13 protein-coding genes are annotated in these 12093 nt (G+C 41.4%); 5 read left to right on the top strand and 8 right to left on the bottom strand.

Features of this window, described 5'->3' with window-relative positions; genetic code table 11:
* Window positions 1-317 precede the first annotated feature (317 nt).
* From D9T12_RS09415 to D9T12_RS12480, 3 genes are all read right to left on the bottom strand, one after another.
* Window positions 318-1826: an OmpP1/FadL family transporter gene (locus tag D9T12_RS09415; protein ID WP_130537935.1), complete on the bottom strand. Its 1509-nt coding sequence runs from the start codon at window positions 1824-1826 to the stop codon at window positions 318-320.
* A 283-nt stretch (window positions 1827-2109) separates the two neighbouring features.
* The gene (locus D9T12_RS09410) at window positions 2110-2541 is read right to left on the bottom strand and encodes a SufE family protein (RefSeq protein ID WP_130537934.1); all 432 of its coding nucleotides are present in this window, start codon (window positions 2539-2541) and stop codon (window positions 2110-2112) included.
* Window positions 2542-2685: 144 nt separating this feature from the next.
* Entirely contained in the window at window positions 2686-3057 is a 372-nt protein-coding gene (locus D9T12_RS12480; protein WP_206199091.1) for an energy transducer TonB, read from the bottom strand.
* Between the two features lie 49 nt (window positions 3058-3106).
* Between D9T12_RS12480 and D9T12_RS12475 the strand changes: the two genes are divergently transcribed.
* Entirely contained in the window at window positions 3107-3571 is a 465-nt protein-coding gene (locus D9T12_RS12475; protein WP_206199090.1) for a hypothetical protein, read from the top strand.
* A 126-nt stretch (window positions 3572-3697) separates the two neighbouring features.
* Here the strand turns inward: D9T12_RS12475 and D9T12_RS09400 are convergent, their stop codons facing one another.
* Window positions 3698-4087 carry an ExbD/TolR family protein gene (locus D9T12_RS09400; protein WP_130537932.1) on the bottom strand — a complete coding sequence of 130 codons (390 nt, stop codon included), beginning with the start codon at window positions 4085-4087 and terminating at the stop codon, window positions 3698-3700.
* 15 nt (window positions 4088-4102) lie between these two features.
* Window positions 4103-4531, bottom strand: coding sequence for a TonB-system energizer ExbB (gene exbB / locus D9T12_RS09395; RefSeq protein ID WP_130537931.1), 429 nt, complete (start codon window positions 4529-4531; stop codon window positions 4103-4105).
* A gap of 310 nt (window positions 4532-4841) precedes the next feature.
* Between exbB and D9T12_RS09390 the strand changes: the two genes are divergently transcribed.
* Complete coding sequence (locus tag D9T12_RS09390) at window positions 4842-5840, top strand: MBL fold metallo-hydrolase (protein WP_130537930.1); 999 nt, start codon at window positions 4842-4844, stop codon at window positions 5838-5840.
* Between the two features lie 117 nt (window positions 5841-5957).
* On the opposite strand, the gene serB is transcribed toward D9T12_RS09390, so the two are convergent.
* Window positions 5958-6785, bottom strand: coding sequence for a phosphoserine phosphatase SerB (gene serB, locus D9T12_RS09385; protein ID WP_130537929.1), 828 nt, complete (start codon window positions 6783-6785; stop codon window positions 5958-5960).
* Window positions 6786-6844: 59 nt separating this feature from the next.
* Window positions 6845-7237 carry an RDD family protein gene (locus tag D9T12_RS09380; protein ID WP_130537928.1) on the bottom strand — a complete coding sequence of 131 codons (393 nt, stop codon included), beginning with the start codon at window positions 7235-7237 and terminating at the stop codon, window positions 6845-6847.
* 107 nt (window positions 7238-7344) lie between these two features.
* Between D9T12_RS09380 and D9T12_RS09375 the strand changes: the two genes are divergently transcribed.
* Complete coding sequence (locus D9T12_RS09375; RefSeq protein ID WP_165395085.1) at window positions 7345-8013, top strand: energy-coupling factor ABC transporter permease; 669 nt, start codon at window positions 7345-7347, stop codon at window positions 8011-8013.
* 158 nt (window positions 8014-8171) lie between these two features.
* Here D9T12_RS09375 and D9T12_RS09370 read toward each other — a convergent pair whose 3' ends face one another.
* Window positions 8172-8486: a hypothetical protein gene (locus tag D9T12_RS09370; RefSeq protein WP_240693169.1), complete on the bottom strand. Its 315-nt coding sequence runs from the start codon at window positions 8484-8486 to the stop codon at window positions 8172-8174.
* Between the two features lie 319 nt (window positions 8487-8805).
* Between D9T12_RS09370 and guaB the strand changes: the two genes are divergently transcribed.
* Both guaB and guaA read left to right on the top strand, forming a co-directional pair.
* Entirely contained in the window at window positions 8806-10266 is a 1461-nt protein-coding gene (guaB, locus tag D9T12_RS09365) for an IMP dehydrogenase (RefSeq protein WP_130537926.1), read from the top strand.
* Window positions 10267-10357: 91 nt separating this feature from the next.
* Window positions 10358-11938, top strand: a complete 1581-nt coding sequence (guaA, locus tag D9T12_RS09360; RefSeq protein ID WP_130537925.1) for a glutamine-hydrolyzing GMP synthase — start codon at window positions 10358-10360, stop codon at window positions 11936-11938.
* Window positions 11939-12093: the final 155 nt, after the last annotated feature.

The raw sequence follows: 12093 nt of genomic DNA, 5'->3' as shown, positions 1-12093 counted from the left end.
TTTTTATGTCTGTAATTTATCATATGAGCCTGAATTGCTTGAATGCGAAGGATTTGTAACCGAGCAATTAGTAATTATTAGCGATGGTGATTTTTTAAGATTTGCACCATTCGAAAAGGACTGATTGGATTGAATGTAGGAATATGCTAAAGGCCAGCATTACAAAATGGATGTTAAGTCTTTAGCTTATGGACGAAATAATTTGCTTTTAGGAGAGGAGCTAACAAGAATTTAAGATGAGGTTCGGTGAAGTTTCTTAACGTATAAAAAACGCCGCAATAGCGGCGTTTTTTATGGGTAAGACAATGTCTCTTTGATTACTTTTTAATACCCCATTTATAGGTGTAAAGTAGTTGCCAATTTGTTTGAGCGTGAGAGATTTCAACCCCATTATTCAATGCACCGCTACCGGTTACAGTAACTTCTGGTGCGTGCGTGATTGAGCCATCAATAGAGTGTTGTTTGTCGAAATTGTAACCAAATCCAAGCATATAGTGTTTTTCAGTAATTGCTGGGAATAGTGGGTTAACTTTATCGTCAGGAATTGGGTTACTTGAAAGGTTCATACCGGCACGAAGAGTCAGTTGTTTATTCATTTGGTAGGCCGTACCTAGCATGAATACATTCTGATCTTCCCAATCCTGAGGAAGGGTGACATCAATGCTTGCACCTGCAAAGTTTCCATTAGTTGCGACGTTGTCAGCAGTGAAAACCATATTGAAATCAGCCATGACATCAGACCAATTGATGCGTTTATAGTCCGCTGTCACTAACCATTTTTCATTCGGTGTGAAGGCGAATCCCATTCCAAATGTTTCAGGCCACTGAAAATCTTTAAGCTTGATTTCACCTGACACAGGAATTGTCATATCAGCATATTGACCATTTGGCATGCCGCCCATCATAACGCCGGTATCTGCATTGACATTCATGCTAAGCGTAGCGTCACCTTTCATATCAGAAAGGTTTGTTTTTGAGTGGTAAGATGCACCAAATGATAGTTTGTCGTTGAATTTGTATGTCATACCAAGTTTACCACCAAGGCCTGTTCCTTTGGCTTCACCTGTATAGTCGCTATTGTCAGAAAAATCAAAACGAGCCCAGTTAACGTCTGAAACAACACGGTTAGCCATCATTTGGTTTAGACCACTAAACATTGTTCCGCTTACATTACCACCTTCGGCAAGGGCTCCAAATTGGTTACCTGACACATCCATCATAATATCCATACCGGCCCAAACGAAATCAATCGAACCACCTACGGTTAACTTGTCATTTACTTCCACATTCACTGGAAGTAGTACACGTCCAACAGATAATTCCGAACGGTTTTCCTCTCCACTCAATGCAACCGTGTTCATTGGATCGGTTTGAGGGTTGGTCATCATGCTGTAACCACGTGCAAAAAGATCACCTGACATACCGGTAGTGTCGGCTTTCCCATATTCGGTTCCCATTCCACCTTGGCCTAGAATACCAATCCCCCAAGTAATGCCATCTTTTTTACGAGCATAACCAAAACCAGGCATGAAATAAGAGTCGCCTGCAGAATCTTGGTCAATCATTGCTGCCGACATTTTAGAATTAACATCTGGGCCAAGTTGACCTAAGCCGATTTGGAATTTGTTACCTTCTTTGGCTCCCATACCCATGGTAGCAGGGTTGTTCATCATCCCGCCTAGACCATTATTGAAGGCTTGAGCAGTCCCCCCCATACCGGTTGAAATTGGTCCATAACCAGCCATATTCATGCCGTTGGTTGCATAGGCTGGGGCTGAAATAAGGGAGGCCGCAGCAATTGCGATTGCTAATTTGGTTTTCTTCATTACATCACTCTTCTGTTATTTAACTCTTAATGAGATTTATACCCTTATTTCAGAATTTCATGTATTTCTAAAATTAGGGGTTTCTGATTTGCACAACAAATAATGAAGGATTTTTGAAGGAAATGGTAATAAAAATTTATTAATGCGATATTAATGAAATATTTTTTATGGAAGAGAATGACGGTATATAAAGAATGCAAGTACCTGTTTTTGCAACAAATCATTTCCTTGGAAAATGGAAGGGAATGCAGTTTTTTCCAAGGAAAATTGCATGCGAAAAAGTTTAAACTCGTGCTTGACCTTCTGCTTGGATGCGCTTAATCATATGGTAAAGCCCTGTAGACCGATTTGGAGAAAGTTGTTGCAGTAACCCAATTTTTCCTAGGAATTCCAGTGGGGCAGATGCAACTTCTTCTGGTGTTCTTCCATTGTAGAACTGAAGCAATAGAGCAATTAAGCCTGAAACAATTGCGGCATCACTTTTTGCCTGCATAAAAAGTCTGCCATCTTTTTCTTCGATATGAATCCAAACTTGTGATTGGCAACCGTGGATTCGGTTTTCATCCGTTTGAAATTCTTCCCCCATGTTTTGTAATTTTTTTCCCATATCAATTAAGTAGCGATAACGGTCTTTAGGATTGGCAAAATGTGTAAAGCGCTTAATTAAGTCGTCTTGAACTTCAGCAATTGTTTTGGTTGGGAGGGTGTAATCCATTACGGTTTCCTTCAGCTAAAAATCAAAAGCTTATTTTAGCAGACTTGAACCCCACTATCGGCTGAAGCAGGTTTTCAAGAGTTGATGAGTAAGAGTGACTAAATATTCCAGCCGAATAGAGATAATTTACCGGCCGGTTTCAGTTTATCGTAGATGATAATTCACTGGAACGCTGATATTCCAGTTTTGACGTTGAATTTCGGGAGGGAATGCTTTAAAACGCTTTTTCATCTGTTCTGTAAAGATTGACAGGGCCGCTTGATCCAAAATATTACGTTCAGAGGAAGTGACTAATTGAACATTTGAAATCGTTCCATCTCGATTCAGTACAAAAGATACGACGACTTCTCCTTCCCAATGACGACGTTTAGCGCGGCGAGGGTAGGTGTCTTGTGCATAACGCATAATTTGTCGGCGCAGTTCACTTAAATAGGCTTGTTCAGCACTCATGACTTGTTTGGCACTGTATTTAGGTTTTAGAGGCTTCGTTTTTTGCACCATTTTTTGAGATGACACGGTTTCTACCGGCCGGTCAGAAACTTCAGGCTTTGAATTTTCAACGGCCGTGGTCTCAATTGGTTCCGGTTTTGGTTCCGGTTTTGGCTCCGGTTTTGGTTCCGGTTTTGGTTCCGGTTTTGGCTCCGGTTTTGGCTCCGGTTTTGGTTCCGGTTTTGGTTCCGGTTTTGGTTCCGGTTTTGGTTCCGGTTTTGGTTCCGGTTTTGGTTCCGGTTTTGGTTCCGGTTTTGGCTCCGGTTTTGGTTCCGGTTTTGGTTCCGGTTTTGGTTCCGGTTTTGGTTCCGGTTTTGGTTCCGGTTTTGGTTCCGGTTTTGGTTCCGGTTTTGGTTCCGGTTTTGGTTCCGGTTTTGGTTCCGGTTCTGGTTTTGGTTCTGGTTTTGGTTCTGGTTCCGGTTTTGGCTCTAGTTTAGGTTCTGGTTTTGATGTTTGTACTGACTGTGTTTCTGGGGCAGAAAACATAGAAAGTGTTACGTCTACCTTGCGTAGTTCGGGCTCAGAGGGCTTAGGGTCTTGACGCATTAAAAAAATGGACAATCCGATCACTGCGCTGTAGATGGCAACCGAAATGATGAATGCGCTTCGAGTGGTTTTAGGTGTTTGTATTGACATTTTATATGTTTACTGGAGCCGCAAGAGAGTATTAGGAGGTTTTAGACTCGGTCAAAACCGTTAAATTTTGTAGATTTAAGCCTTTCAGTAAATCAATGATTTTAACGAAGCGACCGAAATCCGTTTTCTGATCCACGCTCAGAGTGATCGATTGTTCTTTGGGTAAAAGCACTAACTGTTGCTCAATCTCTACAAAGTTCAGCGGCTTTTCATCCAAGAAGTACTGGTTTTGCTCATTAATCGCTAGATGAATCACTGGTAAATCGGTCGGTGGCGTGTAGCTCTGCGAATTCTGTGTTTCAGGTAGTTGAATGTCCAGACTGTCTTTCACAATAAAGCTCGCAGTCATTAAAACAATCGCCAATAAAACTAGAATGACGTCAATCAAAGGGATGACATTAATGGTGTCAAATCGTTTCATACATTTACCGGCCGGTTACTTTTGCTCAATTTGTGCGCGAAATTTAGCGTTAATCACATCGACATTTCTCATTAAGCCGTTGTAGGCCATAATGCTTGGAATGGCGACGGCAATCCCTGCTGCAGTCGCTTTTAGGGCGATCGCAAGGCCGAGCATAATGGCAGCGGTGTCGAGGGATTGTCCTTGGCCAAGATCATAAAAAGTTATCAAGATACCAAGGACGGTTCCTAAGAGTCCGACGTAAGGCGCATTTGCTCCGACAGTCGAAAGAGTTGTCAAGTTATGCGTTAATGCAAGATTGAGGTGTTCATGATGAGGGAAGTCCTGCCATTGAACTTTTTTGAAAAAAAGTTGGCGCTCAATGGTTATCCATAGGGCGATAAACCCCATTAAGCCTAAAATGCCAAAAACTGCGTAATCTAAGTATGCTTTGAGTAATTCCATAAGTTTCTAATACGTTTTTAAATTATCTTGTTGGATGAATGTTGCAAAGTATAAATCATTTTATAGTTAATCGTGAATGATTCTTATATGCATTTAATAAAGAATTAATCATTGAGTCTTTTTTTGATCCACTGTTCACTGTATCAACAGGTTTTGAGGATGCTTGAGTGCCGATCGAGCCCTCAATTTCTTCTCTTTTCATAAAAAATGATAGAATCTTTGTGTTTTGATTATGGGTCGTCATGATATGAGATCCAGATGAAATATAGTTTCAAGAAAAATTGAATATACTCTTGATAAGGAGAGCTACATGAAAAGACGTGATTTCTTTAAATCTGCACTGGCTGCAGGTGTTGGTTTAGTGGGTGCTTCTGCGCTACGCCCGGTTTACGCTTCAGACATGATGGAATTTAAAGGTCCAGAAGTTCCTGATGTTGATCCGGTAAAGGTTGCTGAGCACTGTTACTCGATTCCTGCAATGGGGCCGCATCCGACACCGGATAACTTTGGTATGTTTTCAAATCCAGGTTTTGTGGTGACAGAGAAAGGTGTGGTAGTGGTCGACACGGGTTCTTCACTTCAAATCGGTGAGATGATTTTACGTCAGATTAAGAAAATCACCGATCAACCGGTTGTTAAAGTCATTAATACCCATTTCCATGGTGATCACTGGTTGGGAAATCATGCGTTTGTTAATGCTTATCCTAATGTTGAAATCTATTCCCATCAGAAGTGTATTGATAACTTAAAGTCGGGTCAGGATAAATTCTGGTTTGATTTTATGCAGCAAAACACCAATAACAAAATTACGGGTACGGTGATTACACTGCCAAACAAAACATTTGCTGGTGGTGAAACATTTGAAGTCGGTGGTGTGAAATTCAAAATTCATCATTTCGGCAAAGTTCATACCGATTCGGATATTTCGGTTGAAGTGAGCACCGATAAAGTTATGTATATGGGTGATATGGTGATGCGTCGTATCGCTAATATGGAAGATGGTTCTTTCCGTGGCTCAATTGATGCACTAAGCCAAGTTGCAGAAATGGATATTGATACCTTTATTCCAATGCATGGCACACCAGATGATGTAAAACTCATCAATGAAGGGCGTGAGTTTATGGAAACGATCTATACGAACGTTGAAGAGCTGTATGATGAAGGGCTTTCTGATTTTGAAATGAAACCTAAAATCATGGAAAAGCCATTTATGAAAGATGTAGCCTCTCAATGGCCGGGTTATGAAGATACCCTAGGTAAATTCATTGTGGTTGCGATTAAGGAAGTTGAACAAGCAATGTTTGCATAATTTTTGTCTTGTAACACGGTTCTTGAAAGCGCGCTTGGATTGCCTGGCGCGCTTTTTTATTGCCGATAATTAAAACTTACCGGCCGGTAGAGAATTACGTTAAATATGCGAGTGAAATTATTCCGCTAAAAAGTCCAGGATTGCATCTAATCCTCGATGGTTTAAAGCGGTTGAGGCTTGTGATTGAACCGCTGGTTTTGCGTGATAAGCCACTGAAAGTCCCGCTTCCTTCATCATTAATAAATCATTTGCTCCATCTCCTGCAGCAATGACTTGATGAGGTTGGATGTTTAATTTCTGACAAAGTTCATGCAGAAAGTCTGCTTTTGCCTGTGCTCCGATAATTGCGCCATCCACTGATCCATTTAACTTGCCATCGGTTTCGGAAAGTACATTAGCGCGTGTGAAATCTAAACCTAGCTTGTCCTTTAAACGGTCGGTGAAGAATGTAAAGCCACCTGAAACGAGGGCGAATTTAATGGATTTGGCTTTTAAGCTGTCAATTAGAGTGTTAGCTCCAGGGTTTAATTGCAGGCGTTCATCATAGACTTGTTGAAGGGTTGTGGTGTTGAGTCCTTTTAATAGCCCTACACGTTTGGTCAATGACCCTTCAAAGTCCAACTCGCCGCGCATGGCTGCTTCAGTGATTTCTGAGACTTGTGGTTTGATGTTCATGTAATCGGCGATTTCATCGATACATTCAATTGCAATCAGTGTTGAATCCATATCGCTAATCAAAAGTTTGACGTCTTTGCCATCAAAACCGTCCGGTAAAAGATTCAGGTCAAGTTCAGATTCATGGCGCAGTTCAAATAACTTTTCGTTATCTATATGGTTACATTCAATTCGAAAATGGTTGTTGCAGGCTTTAAGTTCACCAACCGATTGGAATAAAGTGTGTTGGGCGTCATTTAAAGTAGGTGTGTGAATAATGAGCGTTGGCATAAGCTTTCCTAAAGTTTAAACATCAATTTGTGAATGCAATGATGGATTTGAATCTGTATCTAATCTGCAATGGGGACTATTCTAGTCTTTGATATTTGGTCGTGCAAAAGTTGTTTCTTACGTGTGATAAGACCAAACAGCGTAATGCCAAAGAACAGCACAGCCCATAGAAATCGAACATTGGCATTGTGACGTGTAAGTAAATAACCGTCTTCACGTTGAAGTTGAAGTTTCCAGGTTCGCAACCCAGGCGTTTGGCCTGATTGTGTCCAGAAGTAACTCAGATACAGATAAGTGATTCCGAGCAGATAAATTTGTAAGGCTAGAGTCGCGAAAGGTTTGTCTTCAAGGCTGCCTCCTTGCCACATGACAACGGGAATCGCGGCGAAAAACCATACGGCGAGTAACAATAAGAAGTCATATAAAAGTGCGAAAAGAATTTTCCAAGCCATGTCGTCTTAGTTTCTGATTTGTGTAAAATTGAGCTTATTTTAACGATTTTACTGGCCGGTGTTTTTTATTATTGGGCTGGGTAATCTGAATTTTTAAAGGAATATGTGTGAACTTAGTCGCAGAATCTTTGGGATTTGCAACATTAGTCGGTGGCTGGCTGGTTTTGTTATTTGCGTTAGGATTGGCGATGAAAAGCGCGCCGTGGCACAAAGTGAGAAATGACCGGCCGGCACAAAATGTTTGGTTGGGAATGACATTGATTGTGTTTTTGGTATGGCAATTCAGTGCTCAAATTGCGGAAGGGATTAGTTTTCATTTTTTGTTGATGACGATGATGACCTTAATGTTTGGTTGGCAGTTTGCTTTATTTGGTGCATGGCTGGCTTTAATTGGTTTAGCGTTTTATCTGCCAACGGGGTGGGAAGCGATTGGCATTAATGCTTTGTTTATGGCGTTGTTGCCGATTTTTGTTACTGAGGTTTTTGTGAAAATCAGTGAGCGCTATTTAGAGCAAAACTTTTTTGTTTATGTGTTTTTTAATGGTTTTTTAGCTGCTGGTGTGGCATCAGTGTTGGCATTGACTACTGGTGGTTTGTTAATGTGGGTGAATGATGTGTATTCACTGGCAGTATTGAAACAGGTTTTTTTCCCATTTATTCCGTTGATGGCCATACCAGAAGGGTTTGTCAATGGAATGTTGATGGCGGCACTTATTGTCTTAAAGCCGAATTGGATTAGCAGTTTTCATGATCGTACGCATATATCTGGGAAATAGACTGAAAATAGGGCTAGTGTAAGATTATTTATATTCGAGCTTCGAAAAGGTTACCGGCCGGTGTTAAATTTGAGGTCTGTGATTTTAAGATAATAAAAAACCCTGCATTTGCAGGGTTTACTGTTTGGGTTCATTAAACGGTTAGAAATTAATCTCGTTTATTTTTCCCATGCAGCTTTGATAGGTGTTTGAGCTTGCTTAAGTTCGCCTTCAGCTGTTTTCATAGCTAATTCAGCTGCTGTCTTCGCTTTAGCCATATCACCTTTTTCTTTTGCTGCAGCAACTTGATCAACGTAAGTGTCGTAGTAAGGCTTTTTCATTGCTTTCTGCTTCCAAACAACACCTAAATCTTTTGCTTCAGAGTGAAGTTTTGCTGCTTTATCCATCATTGAATCAACATCCGTACCAGCCATTGCTTGGCCAGAGAACGCGATTGAAGCTGCGATTGCTAAAGATGCAAATGTCTTTTTCATGTTTTATTCCTCCAAAAGAATAAAGTTGTAGAGCTTTTTTTGTTTTCGATACATATTCTAATAATGGTTGCGCCGAATAACAGGGGTTTTCACTTAGAAAAAATCAATAAGGTCATAACCGAAATTCAATGATATGAAAAAAAATGTGTTTTTTCCATAGATGAATACGTTATTCAGTTTACCCAGTGGCTGTCAATCTTTATAATAATCAGTTATTGAAAATTTAGCCGTTTGGTTCTAAGAATTTCTGCATAATAAATTTTGTATGAAATTGGGCATGAGCCAATTAGCCTGAAAGTTACTGTATAAGGTAGAAATAATGAGAATTTTGCAAGAAGCCCTGACGTTTGATGACGTCTTACTCGTTCCAGCGCATTCAACAGTGTTGCCAAATAGTGTGTCTTTAAAGACCAAGCTCACTCGTAATATAGCGTTAAATATTCCATTTGTTTCTGCGGCAATGGATACAGTAACTGAGGCGCGTTTGGCAATTTCCATGGCGCAAGAGGGTGGTATCGGGATTGTTCACAAAAACATGACAATTGACCAACAGGCTCACGTTGTTCGTAAAGTGAAAAAATTTGAACATGGCGTCATTGCTGACCCTGTGACTGTTCAGCAAGACATGACGGTTGCTGAAGCAGTCGAAAAAACTCAGTCAAACCGAGTTTCCTCTGCACCCGTAATGAATGGTTCTGATTTAGTTGGGATTGTGACAAGCCGAGATATTCGTTTTGTGACTGATATGAGTAAAAAAGTTTCTGAAGTTATGACTCCAAAAGAGAAGTTGGTGACAGTGAAAGAAGGTACTCAGCGAGATGAAGTAATGGATTTGTTACATGAGCATCGTATTGAGCGTGTGTTGATTGTTAATGATGATTTCAAGCTGCGTGGAATGATTACCGTGTCTGACATGATGAAAGAGTCTGATCACCCTTATGCTTGTAAAGATTCAGAAGGTCGCCTTCGTGTTGGTGCTGCCGTTGGAACTGGTAAAGAAACAGATGATCGTGTCAAAGCACTGATTGATGCTGGCGTTGATGTCATTATTGTGGATACTGCGCACGGTCACTCTCAAGGGGTTATTGACCGTGTTGCATGGGTTAAACAAAATTACCCAGAAGTGGAAGTAATCGGTGGAAATATTGCCACGGGTGAAGCTGCACTAGACTTGGTGAAAGCAGGTGCCGATGGTGTTAAAGTCGGTATTGGCCCTGGCTCGATTTGTACCACGCGTATTGTTGCAGGTGTCGGTGTTCCACAAGTTTCAGCCATCTCAAATGTTGCCAAAGCATTGGAAGGTACTGGTGTTCCAGTCATTGCTGATGGTGGAATGCGTTTCTCAGGTGATGTGGCAAAAGCAATTGTTGCAGGTGCGTCAGCTTGTATGTTTGGTTCAATGTTCGCTGGGACAGAGGAGTCGCCTGGTGAAGTGGAATATTACAAAGGCCGAGCTTATAAGTCTTACCGTGGAATGGGGTCTCTGGGTGCAATGGCGCAGCCAACGGGTTCGTCTGATCGTTACTTTCAGTCTTCAAACGCTGAAGATAAGTTGGTTCCAGAAGGGATTGAGGGGCGTGTCGCATACAAAGGTCCTTTAGCACCAATTATTCACCAGTTAGCGGGTGGTTTGCGTTCTGCAATGGGTTATACCGGTTGTAAAGACATTCTTACGATGAACAATAAACCTTCTTTTGTCCGTGTTACCAATGCAGGTATGACAGAATCACATGTTCATGATGTGACTATTACGAAAGAAGCACCAAACTATCGTGTTTAACCGGCCGGTAAACCTTTAATGAAACACAAGGCTTTTGTGGAATTCCACAAAAGCCTTGTGTGTTTTTAGTCTTAGAATTTTGGAAATTACTATGTCTCAACATAATATTCATGACCACCGTATTTTGATTTTGGATTTTGGTTCGCAGTACACGCAATTGATTGCGCGTCGTATTCGTGAAATTGGCGTTTACTGCGAAGTCGAACCTTGGGATATCGATGCCGCCGATGTGAAAAAGTTTGGTGCCAAGGGGATCATTCTTTCTGGTGGTCCAGAAACTGTGATTGGTGATGATGCACCCGTTGCGCCACAGTGTGTGTTTGAGTTAGGCGTGCCAGTATTGGGGATTTGTTATGGCATGCAAACCATGGCACAGCAACTTGGTGGTCAGGTTATTAATGCCGATGAACACGAGTATGGGTATGCGCAAGTTCGAGCGCATGGACATACAAAGCTGTTAGTTGATATCGAAGACGAAGTCACACCAGAAGGCTATGGCATGCTAGATGTGTGGATGTCGCATGGTGATCGCGTTGATACTATGCCAGAAGGTTTTAAGTTAATGGCATCAACCGGTAACTGTCCAATTGCAGGGATGGCAAACGAAGAGAAAAATTTCTACGGTATCCAGTTCCACCCAGAAGTTACTCACACCAAACAAGGTAAACGTATGATTGAACGTTTTGTTGTGGAGTTGTGTGGTTGTGAAAAACGGTGGACCACTGAAAACATTATTGATGACAGTATTGCTCGTATTCGAGAGCAAGTTGGTTCTGATCAGGTAATGTTGGGGCTTTCAGGCGGTGTGGATTCCTCTGTTGTTGCAGCGTTACTGCATAAAGCAATTGGTGACCAATTGACTTGTGTATTTGTTGATCATGGCTTGTTGCGCCACCAAGAAGGCGACCAAGTGATGGCGATGTTTGCAGAAAACATGGGAATTCGAGTGATTCGAGCAGATGTTGAAGACCGTTTTATGGAAGCTTTAGCTGGCAAAACAGACCCTGAAGAAAAGCGTAAAATCATCGGTCGCGAGTTTATCGAAGTTTTTGATAAGGAGTCTGCAAAACTTGAGGGGATTAATTGGCTTGCACAAGGCACAATTTACCCTGATGTCATTGAATCAGCAGGTTCAAAAACCGGTAAAGCAAAGGTCATTAAATCTCACCACAACGTGGGGGGCTTACCAGAAGATATGAAAATGTCATTGATTGAACCATTACGAGAATTGTTCAAGGATGAGGTTCGTAAGTTAGGAGTCGCTTTGGGCTTGCCTTACAATATGGTATATCGTCATCCTTTCCCTGGGCCAGGTCTTGGTGTGCGTATTTTGGGAGAAGTCAAAAAAGAATATGCAGACATTTTGCGTTTGGCAGATCATATCTTCATTGAAGAGCTACACAAATGGGATTTGTATGACAAAACTTCGCAAGCATTTGCTGTGTTCTTGCCGGTGAAGTCTGTCGGTGTCGTAGGGGATGCGCGTCGTTATGACTATGTTGTGGCATTACGTGCTGTTGAAACGATTGACTTTATGACTGCGCGCTGGGCGCACCTACCATACGAGTTCTTAGAGCATGTTTCAGGACGAATTATTAACGAAATTCCTCGGATTACGCGTGTTACTTATGATATTTCGTCTAAGCCACCAGCAACCATTGAATGGGAGTGATTTTGTTTTAAGTGGTTGAGAAACAACAATAAAATACCAAGTCCAACAATGTTGTTTGTGTCATCAATGACTTTTTCATGGTGTTTTTCATGCTGGAATACAAAAGCAGCGATGCTATGAAAAGGTGATTGATGCCGGCAATGCTGGTTCCAGAG

Source organism: Thiomicrorhabdus indica (assembly GCF_004293625.1).
GTDB classification, from domain to species: domain Bacteria; phylum Pseudomonadota; class Gammaproteobacteria; order Thiomicrospirales; family Thiomicrospiraceae; genus Thiomicrorhabdus; species Thiomicrorhabdus indica.
This window is presented reverse-complemented; position numbering and strand designations above follow the sequence as displayed.

Excerpts from the sequence above, each read along its gene's own strand:
- D9T12_RS09370 (WP_240693169.1), bottom strand. The coding sequence starts at position 8,486 with ATGAAAAAGACATTTGCATCTTTAGCAATCGCAGCTTCAATCGCGTTC.
- guaA (WP_130537925.1), top strand. The coding sequence starts at position 10,358 with ATGTCTCAACATAATATTCATGACCACCGTATTTTGATTTTGGATTTT.
- exbB (WP_130537931.1), bottom strand. The coding sequence starts at position 4,531 with ATGGAATTACTCAAAGCATACTTAGATTACGCAGTTTTTGGCATTTTA.
- D9T12_RS09400 (WP_130537932.1), bottom strand. The coding sequence starts at position 4,087 with ATGAAACGATTTGACACCATTAATGTCATCCCTTTGATTGACGTCATT.
- guaB (WP_130537926.1), top strand. The coding sequence starts at position 8,806 with ATGAGAATTTTGCAAGAAGCCCTGACGTTTGATGACGTCTTACTCGTT.
- D9T12_RS09410 (WP_130537934.1), bottom strand. The coding sequence starts at position 2,541 with ATGGATTACACCCTCCCAACCAAAACAATTGCTGAAGTTCAAGACGAC.
- D9T12_RS09380 (WP_130537928.1), bottom strand. The coding sequence starts at position 7,237 with ATGGCTTGGAAAATTCTTTTCGCACTTTTATATGACTTCTTATTGTTA.
- serB (WP_130537929.1), bottom strand. The coding sequence starts at position 6,785 with ATGCCAACGCTCATTATTCACACACCTACTTTAAATGACGCCCAACAC.
- D9T12_RS09390 (WP_130537930.1), top strand. The coding sequence starts at position 4,842 with ATGAAAAGACGTGATTTCTTTAAATCTGCACTGGCTGCAGGTGTTGGT.
- D9T12_RS09415 (WP_130537935.1), bottom strand. The coding sequence starts at position 1,826 with ATGAAGAAAACCAAATTAGCAATCGCAATTGCTGCGGCCTCCCTTATT.